The organism is Stenotrophomonas sp. HMWF003, from assembly GCF_003061285.1.
GTDB classification, from domain to species: Bacteria; Pseudomonadota; Gammaproteobacteria; order Xanthomonadales; family Xanthomonadaceae; genus Stenotrophomonas; species Stenotrophomonas maltophilia_AP.
In genome coordinates, this window is sequence record NZ_QAIW01000066.1 from 1 (window position 1) to 18,029 (window position 18,029).

Genomic DNA, 18,029 nt, shown 5'->3' on the forward strand with positions numbered 1-18,029 from the left:
CCACCAGCCTGCCCGCCCTGGCCGACGCGCCCGCCACGCCCGCCGTCACCGACCTGGATGCAGTCACCGTCAGTGCCCAGCTCGACCAGGCCCGCAACACGCTGTCGCCGGACATCGGCAGCAGCCAGTACCAGATCACCGCCGAGGACATCCAGAAGCAGCCGCTGGGTGCCTCGGCCCCGCTCAGCCAAGTGCTGCTGCAGGCCCCTGGCGTGGTCCAGGACAGCTACGGCGGGGTCCACGTGCGGGGTGACCACGCCAACCTGCAGTACCGCCTCAACGGGGTCCTGCTGCCCGAATCGATCTCCGGCTTCGGCCAGACCCTGGACGCGCGCACGATCAAGAGTATCCGCCTGATGGATGGCGCGCTGCCGGCCCAGTTCGGCGAGCGCACCGCCGCCGTGGTGGACATCACCACCCGCAGCGGCGCCGAGCTGGGCAATGGCGGCAGCGCCGGCCTCACTACCGGGTCGTTCGGCACGCTCAACCCCAACGCCTCGTGGTGGGGCAGCCAGGGCCGCTGGAGCTGGTACCTGACCGGCAACTACAACCAGAACCAGGTGGGCCTGGAAAACCCGACCGCGTCGCGCCGGCCCGATCATGACGACACCCACCAGGGCAAGGCGTTCGCCGACCTCACCTACCTGGTCAACGACAGCACCCGGCTGAGCCTGTTCGCCGGGTTCGCCAACAACCGCTTCCAGATCCCGACCAACCCCGGCCAGGTCCCGCAGTTCGGCTACCTGGATACCACCGGGCAGGATTCGGCGCAGCTGGACGAGACCCAGCGCGAGACCACCCGCTTCGGCATGCTGGTGCTGCAGGGCACGCTGGGCGACACCGCCTACCAGGTCTCGGCCGGGCAGCGGTACAGCGACCTGGCGTTCAACCCGGACGTGGCCGGCGACCTGGTCTTCAGCGGGGTGGCCTCGCAGGTGCAGCGCAGCAACCGCGCCTCCACCGTGCAGGCCGACTTCTCCACCCCGCTGGGCGACAACCACACGCTGCGTTACGGCCTGTACGGCAACAGCGAGCGTGCGCGGGCGGGCAGTACCGCCTGGGTGTTCCCGGTCGATGCGGACGGCGACCAGGCCAGCACCACGCCCCGTGTGATCCCCGACGCCAGCGCCTTCCACGCCAGCACCACCGCGCTGTACGTGCAGGACGAATGGCGCATCGGCACCGACTGGACGCTCAACTACGGCCTGCGCGGCGACCGCTACCGGGCCTTCGGCGGCACTGAAGGCCAGCTCAGCCCGCGCCTGGGCGTGGTCTGGAACGCCACCGACAACACCACCGTGCACGCGGGCTACTCGCGCTACTTCACGCCCCCGGCCAGTGAGCTGGTGGCCGGCAGCGACATCGCGCTGTACGACGGCACCACCAATGCGCAGCCGGCCATCGGCAGCACCACGCCGCTGTCCGAGCGCAGCGACTATTACGACGTGGGGATCTCCCAGCAGGTCGGCGAGCACCTGACCCTGGGCCTGGACGCCTACGACCGCAAAGTTGATCGCCTGCAGGACGAAGGCCAGTTCGGCGCGGCCTACATCTACTCGACCTTCAACTACCGCCGCGGCCACATCCACGGGGTGGAGTTCAGCGCGGACTACAGCCGTGGCCCGCTGAGCGCCTACGTCAATGCGGCCTACAACAAGGCGATGGGCAAGCAGGTGATCACCGGCCAGTACAACCTGGACCCGGAGGCACTGGCCTACGTGCAAGACAACTGGATCCACCTGGACCACGACCAGAAGCTGACCTCGTCGGGCGGGCTGAGCTACACCTTCGCCGGCCACAACCGGGTGGGCGCGAACTATGTGTTCGGCAGTGGGCTGCGCTCGGATATCGAAGGCGTGCCCAACGGCGGCGAGCTGCCGTCCTACCTGCAGGTGAACCTGAGTGCGGCGCACGATTTCAACGCCGACAGCGGACACCCGCTGCACGCGCAGCTGGCGCTGGTCAACGCACTGGACCGCAGCTACCAGCTGCGCGACGGCGGCGGCATCGGGGTGTTCGCGCCGCAGTGGGGGCCGCGCCGTGGCGCCTACCTGAGCCTGCAGCAGGACTTCTAAGCGGCTACCCGGTCCGCCGGCCGTGCGCCGGCGGGCCCGGGATGCGCAGGATCAGGCGCGGCGCTTGCGGAACGAGGCGTACAGCGCCCAGCCGGCCAGCAGCACGAACCACACCAGGCTCCACATGGGCATGGTGAGGCCGAGGAAACGCCAGTCGATGTTGCCGCAATCGCCGGTGCCGGTCAGCACGGTGCGGAACACTTCGAGCGGGCCCATGGTTTCGCTGAGGAAGGCCAGCGGCGGGCCACAGCTGGACCCCATGTCCTTGGGCAGCAGCTGCACGTAGACGTGGCGCCCGGCAATGCCCATCCCGACGGCCGCAGCGATGAAGGCCAGCACGCCATAGGTGCCACGGCCGGCACGCTCGCGCGGTCCATGCAGGGCGCCAATCAGGAACAGCAGGCCGAGCGCGGCAAACGCCAGGCGCTGGAAGATGCACAACGGGCACGGCTCCAACCCGATCTTCAGCTGCAGGAAGATCGCGTAGGCGAGCAGCCCGGCGCAGATCAGGAACCCCAGCAGGAACTGGGCGCGGTAATTCCAGCGCAGTGGATTCATTGGCAACACTCGTGAACGTGCAAGGCGCCAAGATTAACAGGGCGCCGCAGGCCCCGACCCCTCCCGACCTACCGGCTATCGGCCCGCTGGACCAGACAGCGTGTTCTGTTGACGTTTGAGATCTTGGCTGTGACCCGACAGCGTGTGGGTGGGTCTACGGGACCCTTAGCGCCATGGATGGCGCGACGGCGCCCACACGGGTGAGGGCGCATTGCTTGCGAGGCACTGCCTCGCATGCGTCCGAACGCACAGCCGCCAGCGGCTGGGCCGGGCCGCGGAGCGGGACTTGCGGCGTGTCCCGTAGACCCACCCACACCAGCGCCCCACCGTAATACGCGATGCGCCTGACCGTTGCCGTTGATCAACACACCAAGAAACCCCTACCCCACAAACGGAAAAACCCGGCACAAGGCCGGGTTCTTCACCGAATTACGGGTGTTGCGCGTCGATTATTCTTCGACGGCTTCAGCCACGGCAGCCGGACGGTCGACCAGTTCGACGTAGGCCATCGGAGCGTTGTCGCCAGCGCGGAAGCCGCACTTCAGCAGACGCAGGTAGCCACCCGGACGGGTCGCGTAGCGCGGGCCCAGGATGGTGAACAGGTTGCCCACGGCTTCGTTGTCACGCAGACGGGCGAAGGCCAGACGACGGTTGGCGACGGAGTCGACCTTGGCCAGGGTGATCAGCGGCTCGGCGACGCGGCGCAGTTCCTTGGCCTTCGGCAGCGTGGTCTTGATCAGCTCGTGCTTGAACAGCGAGGCAGCCATGTTCTTGAACATAGCTTCGCGGTGGGCGCTGGTGCGGTTGAACTTGCGGCCGGACTTCATGTGACGCATGGACGTGATTCCTTGATTGAATGTTGGATCGGTTGGGTATCGCTGTCGCCATCCTGGCGTTGCTGCTTGGACTGCGGTTGGTCCGATGCCGGCCCTCCTGGCCGACCGTCACCGCAGGCTATGGGCCTGTCGATGCGAGGTACTGCGGGTAAAGCCCCCGCACCCGAAGGTGCGGGGTCAAGCATCTTGCGTAGCGCTGGATCAGCCGAGCATGCCGTGCTGGGCGACACCGGCCGGCGGCCAGTTCTCCAGCTTCATGCCGAGCGAAAGACCGCGCTGTGCGAGGACTTCCTTGATCTCGGTCAGCGACTTCTTGCCGAGGTTCGGGGTCTTGAGCAGTTCCACTTCGGTCTTCTGGATCAGATCGCCGATGTAGTAAATGCTCTCTGCCTTCAGGCAGTTGGCCGAGCGAACGGTCAATTCCAGATCGTCGATCGGGCGCAGCAGCACCGGATCCACGCCGTTGTTGGCCGGCTTGGCTGCACCGCGGTCGCGGTGGGTGAAGTCACCGAAGACCGACAGCTGATCGCTGAGGATGTCCGCGGCAGTGCGCACGGCTTCCTCGGCATCGATCGTGCCGTTGGTTTCGATATCCAGCACCAGCTTGTCCAGATCGGTACGCTGTTCAACGCGGGCCGCTTCCACCGAATAGGCGACGCGACGGACCGGCGAGAACGAGGCGTCCAGGACCAGACGACCGATGGCACGGGTTTCTTCATCCGGACGACGACGCGCGGCCGCCGGCTGGTAGCCGAAACCACGCTCGACCTTCAAACGCATATTGATTGCCGTGTCCTTGGTCAGGTGGCAAATGATATGGTCGTTGTTGAGGATCTCGACGTTGTGATCGACCTTGATATCGGCAGCAGTCACGACACCCGGACCCTGCTTGGACAGCGATACGGTTGCGTTGTCGCCGGTATGCATACGGATCGCCACGTCCTTCAGGTTGAGCAGGACTTCAAGCACGTCCTCCTGCAAGCCTTCAAGGGTGGTGTACTCGTGCAGCACGCCGTCGATCTCGACTTCCGTGATGGCGAAGCCCGGGATGGACGACAGCAGCACGCGACGCAGGGCATTGCCCAGCGTATGCCCGTAACCACGCTCCAAGGGTTCGATAACGACCTTGGCGCGGGTGTCGGTAAGGCGTTCGATCTGCGGACCGCGAGGACGCAGAACCTGGTTGGCGGTAACCGTCATGTTGCGGGTTCTCCTAGTGAATCCCCGGCCGTCGCCGGGGATTCTCCAATGTGAATTACTTCGAATACAACTCGACGATCAGCGCTTCGTTGATATCCGCAGGCAGGTCCGCACGATCCGGAACCGCCTTGAAGATGCCGGCGAACTTGCCGGAATCCACTTCAACCCACGACGGACGCAGGTCGTGCGTGGCCGACACGGTCAGGGCTTCCTGAACGCGCAGCTGCTTGGCAGCCTTCTCGGACAGCGCAACAGCGTCGCCAGCCTTGACCTGGTAAGAAGCCAGGTTGACCGACTTGCCGTTCACGGTGACACCGCGGTGCGAGACCAGCTGACGGGCAGCCGGACGGGTCACAGCGAAGCCCATGCGGTAGACAACGTTGTCCAGGCGGGTTTCCAGCAGCTGCAGGAGGTTCTCGCCGGTGTTGCCCTTCTTGGTCGAGGCCTTCTTGTAGTAGTTGCGGAACTGACGCTCCAGCAGACCGTAGATACGCTTGACCTTCTGCTTTTCGCGCAGCTGGGTAGCGTAGTCGGACAGCTTGCCCTTACGGGCAGTGGCGCCGTGCTGGCCGGGCTTCTGCTCCAGCTTGCACTTGGAGTCCAGCGCACGCGCCGGGCTCTTGAGGGAAAGGTCGGCGCCTTCGCGGCGGGCGAGCTTACAGGTAGGACCGATATAACGAGCCATTTCTTATCGCTCCTTTAGACGCGACGCTTCTTCGGCGGACGGCACCCGTTGTGCGGGATTGGCGTCACGTCGATGATGTTGGTGATCTTGTAGCCCACGTTGTTCAGCGAGCGCACGGCCGACTCACGACCCGGACCCGGGCCCTTGATGCGGACTTCCAGGGACTTGACGCCGTAGTCGAGCGCGGCACGGCCGGCCTTCTCGGCAGCCACCTGGGCAGCGAACGGGGTGGACTTGCGCGAACCGCGGAAGCCAGCGCCACCGGAGGTCGCCCACGACAGAGCGTTGCCCTGACGGTCGGTGATGGTCACGATGGTGTTGTTGAAAGAAGCGTGGACGTGGGCGACGCCGTCAGTGACGACGCGCTTGATCTTCTTCTTGGTCTTAGCGACGGGCTTAGCCATTTCTTAGGTCCCTTACTTCCTGATCGCCTTGCGCGGGCCCTTGCGGGTGCGGGCGTTGGTACGGGTGCGCTGGCCACGCAGCGGAAGACCGCGACGGTGACGCAGACCGCGGTAGCAGCCCAGATCCATCAGGCGCTTGATCGCGATACCGATTTCACGGCGCAGATCGCCTTCCACGATGTACTTGCCGACTTCGAGACGAAGACGCTCGATTTCCGGCTCCGACAGATCGCGGATCTTGGTGGTCGAGGTAACGCCTGCGGCGTCGCAGACCTTCTTCGAACGGGTACGGCCGATGCCGTAAATGCTTTGCAACCCGACCCAGACGTGCTTCTGGGCTGGCAGGTTGACGCCTGCAATACGCGCCATGACGCGGTTCTCCAGCTGAGTGATGGCCGACAGCGCACCATGGGGCGCGCCAATCCGGCAGGATGGATCAAAAAAGTGAACTAGCGATACTAACAAGGTTCCGGTTTACTTGGAAGCCCGTGAAACACAAGGTTTCACGAACTTGGCCCAGGGAGTGTGCCCAGGCTCCGGCGCCGGATCAGGTTGACCCCGGGAAACAGCACCTTGGTGCCCTTCCCGGTGACGCCCGCGCTACTCCCGCGCGGGACCACCCGATCTCACCCCCACCCGGAACCGCTGCGGGGGCCGCCCTTCGTTTGTGTGGCCAGGTCCGCGAAGCGGAGGACCATCACGTCAGGAAGACGAAAGTGTAACAGGCTTATCAGCCGCGGGCAAAACCGCCGCGATTGCCGCCCTTCAGGTTGGCCTTTTTCAGCAGGCTCTCGTACTGGTGGGACATCAGGTGCGCCTGGATCTGCGCAATGAAGTCCATCACCACCACCACCACGATCAGCAGCGAGGTGCCGCCGAAGTAGAACGACGCGCCCAGCTGGGTGCGCATGATTTCCGGCAGCAGGCAGACGATCACCAGGTACAGCGAACCGGCGGCGGTCAGGCGGGTCAGCACGGCGTCGACGTAGTCGGCCGTTGCCTTGCCCGGACGGATGCCCGGAATCAGCGCGCCCGACTTCTTCAGGTTGTCGGCGGTTTCCTGCGAGTTGAACACCAGCGCGGTATAGAAAAACGCGAAACCGGTGATCAGCGCGGCGAACACGATCATGTGCAGCGGCTCGCCCGGACCCAGCGCGTTCGCCACCTTCTGCAGCCAGGTGGCCGAACTGGCCTGGCCGGACCACATGGCCAGGGTGGTCGGGAACGCCAGGATCGACGAGGCGAAGATGGCCGGGATCACGCCCGCCATGTTCAGCTTCAGCGGCAGGAACGAGGTCTGGTTCATGTACGCGTTGCGACCGCCCTGGCGGCGCGCGTAGTTCACCGTGATCCGACGCTGGCCACGCTCGACGAACACCACGAAGTAGGTGAAGGCCAGCACCACCAGCACGATCAGCAGCAGCGCGATGAAGCTCATGTTGCCGTCGCGGTAGGCTTCCACGGTGTGGATGACCGCGCCCGGCAGGCCGGCCACGATGCCGGCGAAGATGATCAGCGAGACGCCGTTGCCGATGCCACGCTCGGTGACCTGCTCGCCAACCCACATCAGGAAGATCGTACCGGCGGTCAGCGCAACGATGGCGGTGAGCACGAAGCCCATGCCCGGGGCGTACACAACCGGCGCGCCGCTCGGCGACAGCTGGTTCTGCAGCGCCAGCGCGATGCTGCCGCCCTGCACCACGGCCAGCAACACGGCCCCGATGCGGGAATATTGGGTGATCTTGCGACGGCCCGACTCACCTTCCTTCTGCATTGCCTTCAATGCCGGGAAGATATGGACCGCCAGCTGCATCACGATGGACGCCGAAATGTACGGCATCACGTTCAGCGCAAAAATGCTGAAACGGTGCAGGGCGCCGCCCGAGAACATGTTGAACATGTCCACGATGCCGCCGCCCTGCGCCTGCATGAGCGCAAGCATGGCATCGGGATTCACGCCCGGCACCGGCACATAACAGCCGATGCGATAGACGATCAATGCCCCGATGACGAACAGCAGACGCTGGCGAAGTTCCGTGAACTTGCCGAGCCCGCCGCCGAGGTTACCAATGCCAGCTTGCGCCATGTCTTACTCCTGTACGCTGCCGCCGGCAGCTTCGATCGCGGCCTTGGCACTGGCCGTTGCAGCGACGCCCTTCAGGGTGAACGCCTTGGTGACGTCGCCCTTCATGACAATCTTGGCACGCTTTGCGGAGCTCGGGACCAGCTTGGCAGCGCGCAGCGCGGCAAAGTCGATCTCGCCGGCTTCCAGGCGTTCCAGCTGGTAGGACAGGACTTCAGCGGTGTCCTTGGCAATCTTGGAACGGAAACCGACCTTCGGCAGACGACGCTGCATGGGGGTCTGGCCGCCTTCGAAGCCCGCCTTGATCTTGCCGCCACCCTTACGGGCGAACGAACCCTTGTGGCCGCGGCCGCAGGTCTTGCCCAGGCCGGAGCCGATACCACGACCGACGCGGGTACGCTCTTTGCGAGCGCCCGGTGCCGGGCTCAATTCATTCAGATGCATGGTCATTGGATTATTCCTCAACCTTGACGAGGTAGTGGACCTTGTTGATCAGGCCGCGAACCTGCGGGCTGTCCTTCAGTTCACGAACATCGTTGAGCTTGCCCAGACCCAGCGCACGCACCGACAGGCGATGACGCGCCTGGGCACCACGCAGGCCGCGAACCAGACGGACCTTGACGGTCTTGGTGGTGTCATTAGCCATGGTTGAGATCCTCCACCTTCTTGCCGCGCTTGGCCGCGATGCGGGCCGGCGACTGCATTTCGCTCAGACCCTTCAACGTGGCGCGAACCAGGTTGATCGGGTTGCGCGAACCAACGGCCTTGGCCAGCACGTTCTTGACGCCAACGGCTTCCAGCACGGCGCGCATGGCACCACCGGCGATCACACCGGTACCTTCCGAGGCCGGCATCATGAACACGCGGGCTGCGCCGTGGCCGGACTTCACCGGGTGCCACAGGGTGCCGTTGTTCAGATCGACGTCGGCCAGGTTCTTGCGGGCCTGCTCCATCGACTTCTGGATGGCGACCGGCACTTCACGTGCCTTGCCGTAGCCGAAACCGACCTTGCCTGCGCCGTCACCGACCACGGTCAGTGCGGTGAAGGTGAACTGACGACCACCCTTGACGGTCTTGCTGACGCGGTTGACCGCGACCAGCTTTTCGATCATGCCGTCGTCGACTTTCTCTTCGCGGTTACGGTCGCGATCGCGACCCCGCTGCTGACGTTCTTCTGCCATGTTGATTCCTTGATTGATTGAGTATGTACGGCTCGAGGCCGCTTATAGCTGTGAAGTGGTGCGGTGAATCGTTCGTCCCTGCAGAAGAAGGACGTCGCCCGGCGCAACCCGCGCCGGCAGGCAGGTGGAGGCAGGGCTGTGCCCTGCCCCCGAATCCCTTAGAACTGCAGGCCGCCTTCGCGGGCTGCGTCGGCCAGTGCCTTGATGCGGCCGTGGTAGCGGTAGCCCGAGCGGTCGAAAGCGACCTTCTCGATGCCCGCAGCCTTGGCGCGCTCGGCAACCAGCTTGCCCACCTTGGCGGCGGCGTCGCTGTTCTTGCCGTTCTTCAGGCCTTCCTTGACGTCGGCCTGGGTGGTGTTGGCAGCGGCCAGCACCTTGGAGCCATCGGCGGTGAAGACCTGGGCGTACAGGTGCTGACCGGTGCGCAGCACCGACAGACGCGGCACGCCGAGAACGCGGATGTGTGCACGGGTCGACTTGGCGCGACGCAGGCGGGCGATGTTCTTGTTGATGCTCATGATTTGAGTTCCTTGAAAGCTGAAGTGAAGCGGGCTTTTGCTTTGAGGAACCCAGCGATTGACCGCCGGGTTCCCGTGGAAGTTCCCGCGCCTGATTAGGCCTTCTTGGCTTCCTTACGAATGATGACTTCGCCGGCGTACTTCACACCCTTGCCCTTGTAGGGCTCCGGCGGACGGTAGCCACGGATCTTGGCAGCCACTTCACCAACCTGCTGCTTGTCAGCGCCCTGGACCAGCACTTCGGTCTGGGTCGGGGTGGTGATGGTGATGCCTTCCGGGGCCACGAACACGATCGGGTGCGAGAAACCGAGCGACAGGCTCAGGTCCTTGCCCTGCATCGCGGCGCGGTAACCCACGCCGACCAGCTCGAGCTTGCGCTCGAAACCGTCGGTGACGCCCTTGACCATGTTGGCCAGGATGGCGCGCACGGTACCGGTCAGTGCGATCAGGCTCTCGTCATTGGCGGCCAGGGTGGCCACGCCGTTGTCGACGGTGATTTCAACGCCAGCAACCTTGGGCAGCGACAGGGTGCCCTTGGGGCCCTTCACGCTGACGGATTCCGGCTGGATGTTCAGTTCAACGCCCTTGGGCAGGTTGACCGGCTTCTTGGCTACGCGGGACATAGTTGGTTCCTTCTCGCCTTAGGCCACGAAGCACAGGACTTCGCCGCCGACGCCCAACTGGCGCGCCTGCGCATCAGTCATGATGCCCTTGGAGGTGGAGATGATGGAGATGCCCAGGCCGTTGAGGACCTTCGGCAGCTCAGACTTGCCACGGTACTGGCGCAGGCCCGAACGCGAGAAGCGCTTCAGGGTCTCGATGACCGGCTTGCCTTCGAAATACTTCAGGACGATTTCAAGCTCGGCCTTGTTGTTCTCGATCTTGGTCACGCGCAGGTCGGTGATGTAGCCTTCGGCCTTCAACACTTCTGCGATTGCAACCTTGATCTTGGAGGACGGTGCCTTCACCGTCTGCTTGCCTACCGCGGCCGCATTCTTGATGCGTACCAGCAGGTCGGCGATGGGATCAGTCATGCTCATAGTCGATACCTTTGAGTGCACCGATATCCGCTTTCGCGAAAATCTTGCTGTGTTCCTGGGATGGGCCAGAACCCTTGTTACCTGTTCAGCGGACCAACGGTCCGCTCTGCACCAGCCCCTGTGACGGAGCAAGACGCGGGAGTATACGGCAAAAAGAGCCCGACTTGCGTCGGACTCCTTAATTGGGAACAAACCTGAACAACCGGTCGGTCCCCCTGCCCCACATCCAGGGGATGCGGGGCAGGTTCCGGGACGAATCCCTTACCAGCTGGCCTTGCGCAGGCCCGGCACGTCGCCACGCATGGTGGCTTCGCGCAGCTTGTTGCGGCCGAGGCCGAACTTGCTGTAGACGCCACGCGGGCGGCCGGACAGTTCGCAACGGTTGCGGTGGCGGCTCGGCGACGAATCGCGCGGCAGCTTCTGCAACTTCACGACAGCGTCGGCCTTGTCGGCGTAGGAAGCGGTCGGGCTGGAGATGATCTTCTTCAGCTCTTCACGCTTGCCAGCGAACTTGACGGCCAGCTTGGCGCGCTTCAGATCGCGGTTGACCATGGAGGTCTTTGCCATTTCAGTTTCCTCGACGTATCAGTTACGGAACGGGAACTTGAACGCTGCGAGCAGCGCCTTCGCTTCCGCGTCGGTCTTGGCGGTGGTGGTGATGGCGATATCCATGCCGCGGATCGCGTCGACAGCGTCGAAGTCGATTTCCGGGAAGATGATCTGTTCCTTCACACCCATGTTGAAGTTGCCGCGACCGTCGAAGGAACGACCCGAGACACCACGGAAGTCGCGCACGCGCGGCAGCGAGATGTTGATCAGGCGGTCCAGGAACTCATACATCTTTTCACGACGCAGCGTGGTCTTGCAGCCGATCGGCCAACCATCGCGGATCTTGAACGAAGCCACCGAGACGCGGGACTTGGTCACGATCGGCTTCTGGCCGGAGACCTTGGCCATGTCGGCGACGGCGTTTTCCAGGATCTTCTTGTTCGTGGCTGCTTCGCCGACACCCATGTTCAGGGTGACCTTGACCAGCTTCGGAACCTGCATCGGATTGGTGTAGCCGAACTGCTTCATCAGCGCCGGCACCACTTCTTCCTTGTAGAACTTTTCGAGACGGGTATTCATCAGCGCATCCTCAGGCGTCGAGCGCCTCACCGCTGGAGCGGAACACACGCAGTTTGCGTCCATCCTCCAGCACCTTGAAACCAACGCGTTCGCCCTTGCCCGAAGCCGGGTTCAGCACATTCACGTTGGAGATATGGATCGACGCTTCACGCTCGACCACGCCGCCGGCAACGCCTGCCTGCGGGTTCGGCTTGGTGTGGCGCTTGACGATGTTCACGTTGGCGACGATCACACGATCGCCGTCGACGCGGACGACTTCGCCCTGCTTGCCCTTGTCCTTGCCGGTGTTGACGACGACCTGGTCGCCCTTCTTGATACGGTTAGCCATGATTATCTCCTGTCGCTCACAGCACTTCGGGAGCGAGCGAGACGATCTTCATGAACTTCTCGGTACGAAGTTCACGCGTCACCGGTCCGAAGATGCGGGTGCCGATCGGCTCTTGCTTGTTGTTGAGCAGGACCGCGGCGTTGGCGTCAAAACGGATCAGCGAACCGTCGGCGCGACGCACACCCTTGCGGGTACGCACCACGACGGCGTCGAACACTTCACCCTTCTTGACCTTGCCGCGCGGGATCGCATCCTTCACGGTGACCTTGATGATGTCACCGATGTGGGCGTAGCGACGCTTGGAGCCGCCCAGCACCTTGATGCACATCACTTCCTTGGCACCGGAATTGTCCGCGACCTCGAGGTAGCTCTGCATCTGGATCATGATTCAGATCTCCTTATTCAGCCGCACGCGTGATGACTTCCACCACGCGCCAGTTCTTGGTCTTGGACATCGGAGCAATCTCGGTCACGCGGACGACATCGCCTTCGTTGCAGGCGTTGTCGGCGTCGTGGGCGTGCAGCTTGGTCGAACGCTTGATGTACTTGCCGTACAGGGCGTGCTTGACCAGGCGTTCCACCAACACGGTGACCGTCTTGTCCATCTTGTTGCTGACGACACGGCCTTCGACCGTGCGCAGCGCTTTGTTTTCAGTATTGTCGCTCATCGCGGCCATCCTTACTTGGTGCTGCCGAGCAGGGTCTTGACGCGAGCAATCTCGCGGCGGACCCGGCGGGTTTCGTGAGTCTTCGGCAGCTGGCCAGTAACCTGCTGCATACGGAGCGAGAACTGCTCCTTACGCAGGTCGGTCAGGTGGGCCTTCAGATCGTCAGCCGACTTTTCGCGAAGTTGTTTGATATCCATTACATCACCGTCCGGGTCACGAAGGTGGTGGTCACGGAGAGCTTGGCAGCTGCCAGGCGGAACGCCTCGCGAGCCACGCTTTCATCCACACCTTCAATTTCATAGATCATGCGGCCGGGCTGGATCTGGGCTACCCAGTACTCCACGTTGCCCTTACCAGAACCCATTCGAACTTCGATGGGCTTCTTGGTGATCGGCTTGTCGGGGAACACTCGGATCCACATCTTGCCGCCGCGCTTGACGTAGCGGCTGATCGAGCGGCGAGCCGCTTCGATCTGACGCGCGGTCAGCTGACCATGAGCGGTTGCCTTCAGGCCGTATTCGCCGAAGCTGACAGCGTTGGCGCTCCAGCTCAGGCCATCGTTACGGCCCTTGTGTACCTTGCGGTATTTGGTTCGCTTGGGTTGCAACATTGCCGTTACCTCGCTTCACGAGCCGGGCGCTGACGGTCACCGCGGTCGCCGCGATCGTTACGATCGTTGCGCGGGGAATCGTCCTGCTTTTCCTGGCCAACCTGGGAGAAATCGAAAACCTCGCCCTTGTAGATCCAGACCTTGATGCCGATGATGCCGTAGGTCGTCTTGGCTTCAGCGAAGCCATAGTCGATGTCGGCACGCAGTGTGTGCAGCGGCACGCGGCCTTCGCGGTACCACTCCGAACGGGCGATTTCCGCACCGTTGAGGCGGCCACCGACGTTGACCTTGATGCCCAGGGCACCCAGGCGCATCGCGTTGCCGACCGAGCGCTTCATGGCGCGGCGGAACATGATGCGACGCTCCAGCTGCTGCGCGATCGACTCGGCAACCAGCTGCGCGTCCAGCTCGGGCTTGCGCACTTCGGTGACGTTGATGTGCGCCGGAACGCCCATCATCTCGCTCACTTCCTTACGCAGCTTTTCGATGTCCTCACCGCGCTTGCCGATCACCACGCCCGGACGGGCGGTGTGGATCGTCACGCGAGCGGTCTTTGCCGGACGCTCGATAAGGATCTTGCTGATGCCGGCCTGCGCAAGCTTCTTGCGCAGCATTTCCCGCACCTTCAGGTCGGCCGCCAGGTAACCAGCGAACTCGCCCTTGTTGGCGTACCACTTGGAGTTCCAGTCCTTGGAAATACCGAGGCGGATACCAATCGGATGAACTTTATGACCCATGGTGTTTTCCTTTCCGCTTACTTGCCGGCGCCCACAACCACAGTGATGTGGCTGGTGCGCTTGAGGATGCGGGTGCCGCGGCCTTTCGCCCGCGCCATGAAACGCTTCAGGGTCGGACCTTCATCTACCATGATGGTCTGAACCTTCAGCTCGTCGACGTCGGCGCCCTGGTTGTTTTCGGCATTTGCGATAGCCGACTCCACCACCTTCTTGATCAGGTGGGCAGCCTTCTTGTCCGAAAACTTCAGCAGGTTGACCGCACGCTCGGCCGGCAGGCCGCGCACCTGGTCAGCGACCAGGCGGGCTTTCTGCGCAGAGATGCGCGCGGAGCGCAGGATTGCTTTCGCTTCCATTGTCATCTCTCCTTACTTGCCCGACTTCTTGTCACCACCGTGACCCTTGAAGGTCCGGGTGATGGCAAATTCGCCGAGCTTGTGGCCGACCATGTTCTCGTTGACGAGCACCGGAACGTGGTTCTTGCCGTTATGAACGGCGATGGTGATGCCTACCATTTCCGGCAGGATCATCGAACGGCGCGACCAGGTCTTGATCGGCTTCTTGCTACCCGCAGCGGCCTCCACCTTCTTGACGAGGTGGTGATCGACGAACGGGCCCTTCTTGAGTGAACGTGCCATGGTCGATTAGCCCCTACGATCGCGGACGATGAATTGCTGGGTGCGCTTGTTCTTGCGCGTCTTGTAACCCTTGGTCGGAACACCCCACGGGGTGACCGGATGCGGATTACCCTGGCCGGCCTTCGCCTCACCACCACCGTGCGGATGGTCAACCGGGTTCATGGCAGCACCACGAACGGTCGGGCGGACACCGCGCCAGCGCTTGGCGCCAGCCTTGCCCAGCTTTTCCAGGTTGTGTTCGTCGTTACCGACTTCACCGATGGTGGCGCGGCACTCGACCGGCACCTTACGCATTTCACCCGAGCGCAGGCGCAGGGTGGCGTAGATACCTTCACGAGCGACGAGCTGCACGGCGGCGCCGGCGGCACGTGCGATCTGGGCACCCTTGCCCGGCTTCAGTTCGATGCCGTGGACAGTGGTACCGACCGGGATGTTGCGCAGCGGCAGCGTGTTACCGGTCTTGATCGGCGCATCCGAACCCGCGATCACCTGGTCACCGGCCTTCAGGCCCTTCGGTGCGATGATGTAGCGGCGTTCGCCGTCGACGTAGCACAGCAGGGCGATATGGGCGGTGCGGTTCGGATCGTATTCGATGCGTTCCACGCGCGCCGGAATGCCTTCCTTGTTGCGCTTGAAGTCGATGACACGGTAGTGCTGCTTGTGGCCACCACCAACGTGACGGGTGGTGATGCGGCCGTGGTGGTTACGACCACCGGACTTGCTCTGCGGCTCCAGCAACGCTGCGTGCGGTGCGCCCTTGTGCAGATCGGGCGTAACCACGCGCACGGCCGAACGGCGGCCGGGGGAAGTGGGCTTGAATTTCATCAATGGCATGGGATGTACCTCAGGCCTTGGCCGTTACATCGATGGACTGGCCATCGGCGAGACGCACGTATGCCTTGCGCCAATCGCCGCGACGGCCGGTGCGGTTACGGAAGGACTTGTTCTTGCCCTTCACGTTCAGCACGTTGACCGACTCGACCTTGACATCGAACAGCTGCTCAACCGCGGCCTTTACATCGGCCTTGGTCGCTTCGTTCGACACTTCAAAGACATACTGGTTGGAATGTTCCTGCAGGCGCGCGGTCTTTTCGGAGACTCGCGGAGCGCGAAGAACGCTGAAGATTTTCTCGTTGGCGCTCATGCCAGCCACTCCTCGACCTTCTTGACCGCGTCAGCGGTGATGACGACCGTGTCGGCACCGACCAGCGACACCGGGTCCAGGCCCTGCACGTCACGCACTTCCACGTAGGGAATGTTGCGCGCCGACAGGTACAGGTGCTCGGAAGCATCTTCGGTGACGATCAGCGGACGCTTGCCCACTTCCAGGCCGGCCAGCTTGGCGATCAACGACTTGGTGTTGGTCGCTTCGACATCGAAGGACTCCACGATCGTCAAACGGCCCTGACGGTTCAGCTCGGACAGGATCGCGCACATGGCTGCACGGTACTGCTTGCGATTGACCTTCTGCTCGAAGCTGCGCGGCTTGGCCGCGAAGGTGACACCACCGCCGACGAAGATCGGAGCCGTCAGTGCGCCATGACGCGCGCCGCCGCCCTTCTGCTTCTTCGACTTCTTGGTGGTACCAGCCACTTCAGAGCGAGTCTTCTGTGCCTTGGTGCCGGCGCGGCCGGCGTTGCGATAGGCGACGACGACCTGGTGAACCAGATCTTCGCTGAAATCGCGACCGAACACGGCGTCGGAGACCGAGACCTTGTTGTTGCTACCCGTGATAACGAGTTCCATCGTCATCTCTCCTTATGCCTTGCTCGCCGGACGGACGATCACGTCGCCACCCGCCGCGCCCGGAACGGCGCCGCGAACCGCGATCAGACCGCGCTCGACGTCGACCTTGACAACTTCCAGGTTCTGGGTGCTCTGCTGCACCGAGCCCATGTGACCGGACATCTTCTTGCCCGGGAACACGCGACCTGGCGTCTGGCGCTGACCCAGCGAACCCGGCGCGCGATGCGACAGCGAGTTGCCGTGGGTAGCGTCACCCATACGGAAGTTGTAGCGCTTGATGGTGCCCTGGAAGCCCTTACCCTTGGTGACACCCTGGACGTCGACGATCTGGCCGACTTCAAAGATGTCCGCCTTGACTTCGCCACCGACGGCGAAATCGCCGAGCTGGGCGTCTTCAACGCGGAATTCCCACAGGCCACGGCCCGCGTCGACCTTCGCCTTGGCGAAGTGACCGGCTTCCGGCTTGTTGACCAGGGCAGCGCGACGCGCGCCGACGGTCACCTGCACGGCGCTGTAGCCGTCGGATTCGACGGTCTTGATCTGCGCGATGCGGTTCGGGGTAGCTTCAATCAGGGTTACCGGGATGGCCTGGCCATCTTCGGTGAACACGCGGCTCATGCCAGCCTTGCGGCCCACGAAGCCCAACGAATATTTCTTCGTCATGGTCGTAGTCCTCAGGTCAGCTTGATCTGAACGTCGACGCCGGCAGCCAGTTCGAGCTTCATCAGCGCGTCCACGGTCTTGTCGTTCGGGTCAACGATATCGAGCACGCGCTTGTGCGTGCGGGTCTCGTACTGGTCACGCGCGTCCTTGTCGACGTGCGGGGAAACGAGAATGGTGTAACGCTCGATCTTGGTCGGCAGGGGGATCGGGCCACGCACTTGCGCGCCGGTCCGCTTTGCCGTTTCTACGATCTCGCTGGCCGAACGGTCGATCAAACGATGATCGAACGCCTTCAGCCGAATCCGGATCTTTTGGTCCGCCATGACGGTGGGTTCCTTCGTTAAAAGAGCGACGGACAAGGCCTCTGGGTTGCCTTGTCCCATGAATATCCTGAATGCAGACGCCGCACATTCCCGTGCGGCGACAAGATCTTTCCGTAGACCTCAAAAATCGAGGCAGACCGGTCTCCCGATCTGCCCAGACAAAAAGTATAGCGCGCATACAACGCGGCGGTCAACAGGGGACCTGTTGACACTGCCTGAATGGCGCGACCCTTCCTGGTCCGGGGAACACGAGGTGCGTCCTGCGCCTCTTTTCCCATTTAATTACGCCCCGATGCCCTACCCAGGCAACATCGGGGCGCAGATTCTAGCAGATTATGCCAGGATCTTCGACACCACGCCGGCGCCGACGGTACGGCCGCCTTCGCGAATCGCGAAGCGCAGGCCTTCGTCCATGGCGACCGGGTTGATCAGGGTGACAACCATCTTCACGTTGTCGCCCGGCATCACCATTTCCACACCTTCCGGCAGTTCGCAAGCGCCGGTGATGTCGGTGGTGCGGAAGTAGAACTGCGGACGGTAGCCCTTGAAGAACGGGGTATGACGGCCACCCTCGTCCTTGGACAGCACGTACACTTCGGCGTCGAACTGGG

The 18,029-nt window shown here is 63.1% G+C and carries 29 protein-coding genes and 1 pseudogene; 1 reads left to right on the forward strand and 29 read right to left on the reverse strand.

The genetic code is table 11. The features are described from left to right. Positions 1-8: 8 nt before the first annotated feature. Positions 9-2,075 (forward strand): TonB-dependent receptor, encoded by a 2,067-nt coding sequence (locus tag DBR34_RS02435; RefSeq protein ID WP_258223624.1) that lies wholly within the window; start codon positions 9-11, stop codon positions 2,073-2,075. A 51-nt stretch (positions 2,076-2,126) separates the two neighbouring features. On the opposite strand, the gene DBR34_RS02440 is transcribed toward DBR34_RS02435, so the two are convergent. The 29 genes and pseudogenes from DBR34_RS02440 to tuf all read right to left on the reverse strand — a co-directional run. Beyond that, entirely contained in the window at positions 2,127-2,633 is a 507-nt protein-coding gene (locus DBR34_RS02440) for a disulfide bond formation protein B (RefSeq protein ID WP_038690257.1), read from the reverse strand. 449 nt (positions 2,634-3,082) lie between these two features. Continuing rightward, entirely contained in the window at positions 3,083-3,469 is a 387-nt protein-coding gene (rplQ, locus tag DBR34_RS02445; protein ID WP_038690259.1) for a 50S ribosomal protein L17, read from the reverse strand. Between the two features lie 201 nt (positions 3,470-3,670). Continuing rightward, positions 3,671-4,669 carry a DNA-directed RNA polymerase subunit alpha gene (rpoA, locus tag DBR34_RS02450; RefSeq protein WP_038690260.1) on the reverse strand — a complete coding sequence of 333 codons (999 nt, stop codon included), beginning with the start codon at positions 4,667-4,669 and terminating at the stop codon, positions 3,671-3,673. A 55-nt stretch (positions 4,670-4,724) separates the two neighbouring features. Further along, a complete protein-coding gene (gene rpsD / locus DBR34_RS02455) occupies positions 4,725-5,354 on the reverse strand; it encodes a 30S ribosomal protein S4 (protein WP_038690262.1) in 630 nt (209 codons plus the stop codon). A gap of 14 nt (positions 5,355-5,368) precedes the next feature. Next, entirely contained in the window at positions 5,369-5,758 is a 390-nt protein-coding gene (gene rpsK / locus DBR34_RS02460) for a 30S ribosomal protein S11 (RefSeq protein WP_017355427.1), read from the reverse strand. A gap of 12 nt (positions 5,759-5,770) precedes the next feature. After that, entirely contained in the window at positions 5,771-6,127 is a 357-nt protein-coding gene (rpsM, locus tag DBR34_RS02465) for a 30S ribosomal protein S13 (RefSeq protein ID WP_019186163.1), read from the reverse strand. Positions 6,128-6,488: 361 nt separating this feature from the next. Then, the gene (secY, locus tag DBR34_RS02470; protein WP_038690265.1) at positions 6,489-7,844 is read right to left on the reverse strand and encodes a preprotein translocase subunit SecY; all 1,356 of its coding nucleotides are present in this window, start codon (positions 7,842-7,844) and stop codon (positions 6,489-6,491) included. A 3-nt stretch (positions 7,845-7,847) separates the two neighbouring features. Beyond that, the gene (gene rplO, locus DBR34_RS02475) at positions 7,848-8,291 is read right to left on the reverse strand and encodes a 50S ribosomal protein L15 (protein ID WP_128095569.1); all 444 of its coding nucleotides are present in this window, start codon (positions 8,289-8,291) and stop codon (positions 7,848-7,850) included. Between the two features lie 4 nt (positions 8,292-8,295). Further along, positions 8,296-8,487, reverse strand: a complete 192-nt coding sequence (rpmD, locus tag DBR34_RS02480) for a 50S ribosomal protein L30 (RefSeq protein WP_038690275.1) — start codon at positions 8,485-8,487, stop codon at positions 8,296-8,298. Then, on the reverse strand, positions 8,480-9,022 hold the full coding sequence (gene rpsE, locus DBR34_RS02485) for a 30S ribosomal protein S5 (RefSeq protein WP_038690276.1): 543 nt from the start codon (positions 9,020-9,022) through the stop codon (positions 8,480-8,482). The genes rpmD and rpsE overlap by 8 nt, the downstream gene beginning before the upstream one ends. Before the next feature lie 158 nt (positions 9,023-9,180). Continuing rightward, positions 9,181-9,540: a 50S ribosomal protein L18 gene (gene rplR, locus DBR34_RS02490; protein ID WP_038690277.1), complete on the reverse strand. Its 360-nt coding sequence runs from the start codon at positions 9,538-9,540 to the stop codon at positions 9,181-9,183. Between the two features lie 95 nt (positions 9,541-9,635). Beyond that, the gene (rplF, locus tag DBR34_RS02495) at positions 9,636-10,163 is read right to left on the reverse strand and encodes a 50S ribosomal protein L6 (protein WP_128095570.1); all 528 of its coding nucleotides are present in this window, start codon (positions 10,161-10,163) and stop codon (positions 9,636-9,638) included. Positions 10,164-10,181: 18 nt separating this feature from the next. After that, on the reverse strand, positions 10,182-10,580 hold the full coding sequence (rpsH, locus tag DBR34_RS02500) for a 30S ribosomal protein S8 (protein WP_019186156.1): 399 nt from the start codon (positions 10,578-10,580) through the stop codon (positions 10,182-10,184). Between the two features lie 261 nt (positions 10,581-10,841). Further along, positions 10,842-11,147: a 30S ribosomal protein S14 gene (gene rpsN / locus DBR34_RS02505; protein ID WP_038690281.1), complete on the reverse strand. Its 306-nt coding sequence runs from the start codon at positions 11,145-11,147 to the stop codon at positions 10,842-10,844. Positions 11,148-11,165: 18 nt separating this feature from the next. Then, entirely contained in the window at positions 11,166-11,708 is a 543-nt protein-coding gene (gene rplE / locus DBR34_RS02510) for a 50S ribosomal protein L5 (protein ID WP_038690283.1), read from the reverse strand. Between the two features lie 10 nt (positions 11,709-11,718). Then, positions 11,719-12,036 (reverse strand): 50S ribosomal protein L24, encoded by a 318-nt coding sequence (gene rplX / locus DBR34_RS02515; RefSeq protein WP_017355416.1) that lies wholly within the window; start codon positions 12,034-12,036, stop codon positions 11,719-11,721. A gap of 16 nt (positions 12,037-12,052) precedes the next feature. Continuing rightward, on the reverse strand, positions 12,053-12,421 hold the full coding sequence (gene rplN / locus DBR34_RS02520; RefSeq protein WP_038690286.1) for a 50S ribosomal protein L14: 369 nt from the start codon (positions 12,419-12,421) through the stop codon (positions 12,053-12,055). Between the two features lie 13 nt (positions 12,422-12,434). Further along, a complete protein-coding gene (gene rpsQ, locus DBR34_RS02525) occupies positions 12,435-12,704 on the reverse strand; it encodes a 30S ribosomal protein S17 (RefSeq protein WP_038692463.1) in 270 nt (89 codons plus the stop codon). 11 nt (positions 12,705-12,715) lie between these two features. Then, entirely contained in the window at positions 12,716-12,901 is a 186-nt protein-coding gene (gene rpmC / locus DBR34_RS02530) for a 50S ribosomal protein L29 (RefSeq protein ID WP_017355413.1), read from the reverse strand. Next, positions 12,901-13,314 carry a 50S ribosomal protein L16 gene (gene rplP / locus DBR34_RS02535; RefSeq protein ID WP_017355412.1) on the reverse strand — a complete coding sequence of 138 codons (414 nt, stop codon included), beginning with the start codon at positions 13,312-13,314 and terminating at the stop codon, positions 12,901-12,903. Before rplP ends, rpmC begins: the two co-directional genes overlap by 1 nt. Positions 13,315-13,319: 5 nt before the next feature. Next, positions 13,320-14,051 (reverse strand): 30S ribosomal protein S3, encoded by a 732-nt coding sequence (gene rpsC, locus DBR34_RS02540; RefSeq protein WP_038690288.1) that lies wholly within the window; start codon positions 14,049-14,051, stop codon positions 13,320-13,322. Between the two features lie 17 nt (positions 14,052-14,068). Further along, positions 14,069-14,404 carry a 50S ribosomal protein L22 gene (gene rplV / locus DBR34_RS02545; protein WP_017355410.1) on the reverse strand — a complete coding sequence of 112 codons (336 nt, stop codon included), beginning with the start codon at positions 14,402-14,404 and terminating at the stop codon, positions 14,069-14,071. Positions 14,405-14,416: 12 nt separating this feature from the next. Further along, complete coding sequence (gene rpsS / locus DBR34_RS02550; RefSeq protein WP_017355409.1) at positions 14,417-14,686, reverse strand: 30S ribosomal protein S19; 270 nt, start codon at positions 14,684-14,686, stop codon at positions 14,417-14,419. A gap of 6 nt (positions 14,687-14,692) precedes the next feature. Further along, complete coding sequence (gene rplB / locus DBR34_RS02555) at positions 14,693-15,520, reverse strand: 50S ribosomal protein L2 (protein WP_038690292.1); 828 nt, start codon at positions 15,518-15,520, stop codon at positions 14,693-14,695. A 10-nt stretch (positions 15,521-15,530) separates the two neighbouring features. Further along, entirely contained in the window at positions 15,531-15,830 is a 300-nt protein-coding gene (gene rplW / locus DBR34_RS02560; RefSeq protein ID WP_038690294.1) for a 50S ribosomal protein L23, read from the reverse strand. After that, entirely contained in the window at positions 15,827-16,432 is a 606-nt protein-coding gene (gene rplD, locus DBR34_RS02565; RefSeq protein WP_128095571.1) for a 50S ribosomal protein L4, read from the reverse strand. The genes rplW and rplD overlap by 4 nt, the downstream gene beginning before the upstream one ends. Before the next feature lie 12 nt (positions 16,433-16,444). Beyond that, positions 16,445-17,095 (reverse strand): 50S ribosomal protein L3, encoded by a 651-nt coding sequence (rplC, locus tag DBR34_RS02570; protein WP_128095572.1) that lies wholly within the window; start codon positions 17,093-17,095, stop codon positions 16,445-16,447. 11 nt (positions 17,096-17,106) lie between these two features. Then, positions 17,107-17,418 (reverse strand): 30S ribosomal protein S10, encoded by a 312-nt coding sequence (gene rpsJ / locus DBR34_RS02575; RefSeq protein ID WP_010341589.1) that lies wholly within the window; start codon positions 17,416-17,418, stop codon positions 17,107-17,109. Positions 17,419-17,751: 333 nt separating this feature from the next. Then, positions 17,752-18,029 (reverse strand): annotated as a pseudogene (tuf, locus tag DBR34_RS02580) (elongation factor Tu); the annotation flags it as partial.

Excerpts from the sequence above, each read along its gene's own strand:
- rpsD (WP_038690262.1), bottom strand. The coding sequence starts at position 5,354 with ATGGCTCGTTATATCGGTCCTACCTGTAAGCTCGCCCGCCGCGAAGGC.
- rpsK (WP_017355427.1), bottom strand. The coding sequence starts at position 5,758 with ATGGCTAAGCCCGTCGCTAAGACCAAGAAGAAGATCAAGCGCGTCGTC.
- rplE (WP_038690283.1), bottom strand. The coding sequence starts at position 11,708 with ATGAATACCCGTCTCGAAAAGTTCTACAAGGAAGAAGTGGTGCCGGCG.
- rpsH (WP_019186156.1), bottom strand. The coding sequence starts at position 10,580 with ATGAGCATGACTGATCCCATCGCCGACCTGCTGGTACGCATCAAGAAT.
- rplR (WP_038690277.1), bottom strand. The coding sequence starts at position 9,540 with ATGAGCATCAACAAGAACATCGCCCGCCTGCGTCGCGCCAAGTCGACC.
- rplC (WP_128095572.1), bottom strand. The coding sequence starts at position 17,095 with ATGACGAAGAAATATTCGTTGGGCTTCGTGGGCCGCAAGGCTGGCATG.
- rplP (WP_017355412.1), bottom strand. The coding sequence starts at position 13,314 with ATGTTGCAACCCAAGCGAACCAAATACCGCAAGGTACACAAGGGCCGT.
- rpsQ (WP_038692463.1), bottom strand. The coding sequence starts at position 12,704 with ATGAGCGACAATACTGAAAACAAAGCGCTGCGCACGGTCGAAGGCCGT.
- rpsJ (WP_010341589.1), bottom strand. The coding sequence starts at position 17,418 with ATGGCGGACCAAAAGATCCGGATTCGGCTGAAGGCGTTCGATCATCGT.
- rplW (WP_038690294.1), bottom strand. The coding sequence starts at position 15,830 with ATGAGCGCCAACGAGAAAATCTTCAGCGTTCTTCGCGCTCCGCGAGTC.
- DBR34_RS02440 (WP_038690257.1), bottom strand. The coding sequence starts at position 2,633 with ATGAATCCACTGCGCTGGAATTACCGCGCCCAGTTCCTGCTGGGGTTC.
- rplF (WP_128095570.1), bottom strand. The coding sequence starts at position 10,163 with ATGTCCCGCGTAGCCAAGAAGCCGGTCAACCTGCCCAAGGGCGTTGAA.
- rplQ (WP_038690259.1), bottom strand. The coding sequence starts at position 3,469 with ATGCGTCACATGAAGTCCGGCCGCAAGTTCAACCGCACCAGCGCCCAC.
- rpoA (WP_038690260.1), bottom strand. The coding sequence starts at position 4,669 with ATGACGGTTACCGCCAACCAGGTTCTGCGTCCTCGCGGTCCGCAGATC.
- rplB (WP_038690292.1), bottom strand. The coding sequence starts at position 15,520 with ATGCCATTGATGAAATTCAAGCCCACTTCCCCCGGCCGCCGTTCGGCC.
- rpmD (WP_038690275.1), bottom strand. The coding sequence starts at position 8,487 with ATGGCTAATGACACCACCAAGACCGTCAAGGTCCGTCTGGTTCGCGGC.
- rpsE (WP_038690276.1), bottom strand. The coding sequence starts at position 9,022 with ATGGCAGAAGAACGTCAGCAGCGGGGTCGCGATCGCGACCGTAACCGC.
- secY (WP_038690265.1), bottom strand. The coding sequence starts at position 7,844 with ATGGCGCAAGCTGGCATTGGTAACCTCGGCGGCGGGCTCGGCAAGTTC.
- rplN (WP_038690286.1), bottom strand. The coding sequence starts at position 12,421 with ATGATCCAGATGCAGAGCTACCTCGAGGTCGCGGACAATTCCGGTGCC.
- rpsM (WP_019186163.1), bottom strand. The coding sequence starts at position 6,127 with ATGGCGCGTATTGCAGGCGTCAACCTGCCAGCCCAGAAGCACGTCTGG.
- rpsS (WP_017355409.1), bottom strand. The coding sequence starts at position 14,686 with ATGGCACGTTCACTCAAGAAGGGCCCGTTCGTCGATCACCACCTCGTC.
- rplO (WP_128095569.1), bottom strand. The coding sequence starts at position 8,291 with ATGACCATGCATCTGAATGAATTGAGCCCGGCACCGGGCGCTCGCAAA.
- rplX (WP_017355416.1), bottom strand. The coding sequence starts at position 12,036 with ATGGCTAACCGTATCAAGAAGGGCGACCAGGTCGTCGTCAACACCGGC.
- rpsC (WP_038690288.1), bottom strand. The coding sequence starts at position 14,051 with ATGGGTCATAAAGTTCATCCGATTGGTATCCGCCTCGGTATTTCCAAG.
- rpmC (WP_017355413.1), bottom strand. The coding sequence starts at position 12,901 with ATGGATATCAAACAACTTCGCGAAAAGTCGGCTGACGATCTGAAGGCC.
- rplD (WP_128095571.1), bottom strand. The coding sequence starts at position 16,432 with ATGGAACTCGTTATCACGGGTAGCAACAACAAGGTCTCGGTCTCCGAC.
- rpsN (WP_038690281.1), bottom strand. The coding sequence starts at position 11,147 with ATGGCAAAGACCTCCATGGTCAACCGCGATCTGAAGCGCGCCAAGCTG.
- rplV (WP_017355410.1), bottom strand. The coding sequence starts at position 14,404 with ATGGAAGCGAAAGCAATCCTGCGCTCCGCGCGCATCTCTGCGCAGAAA.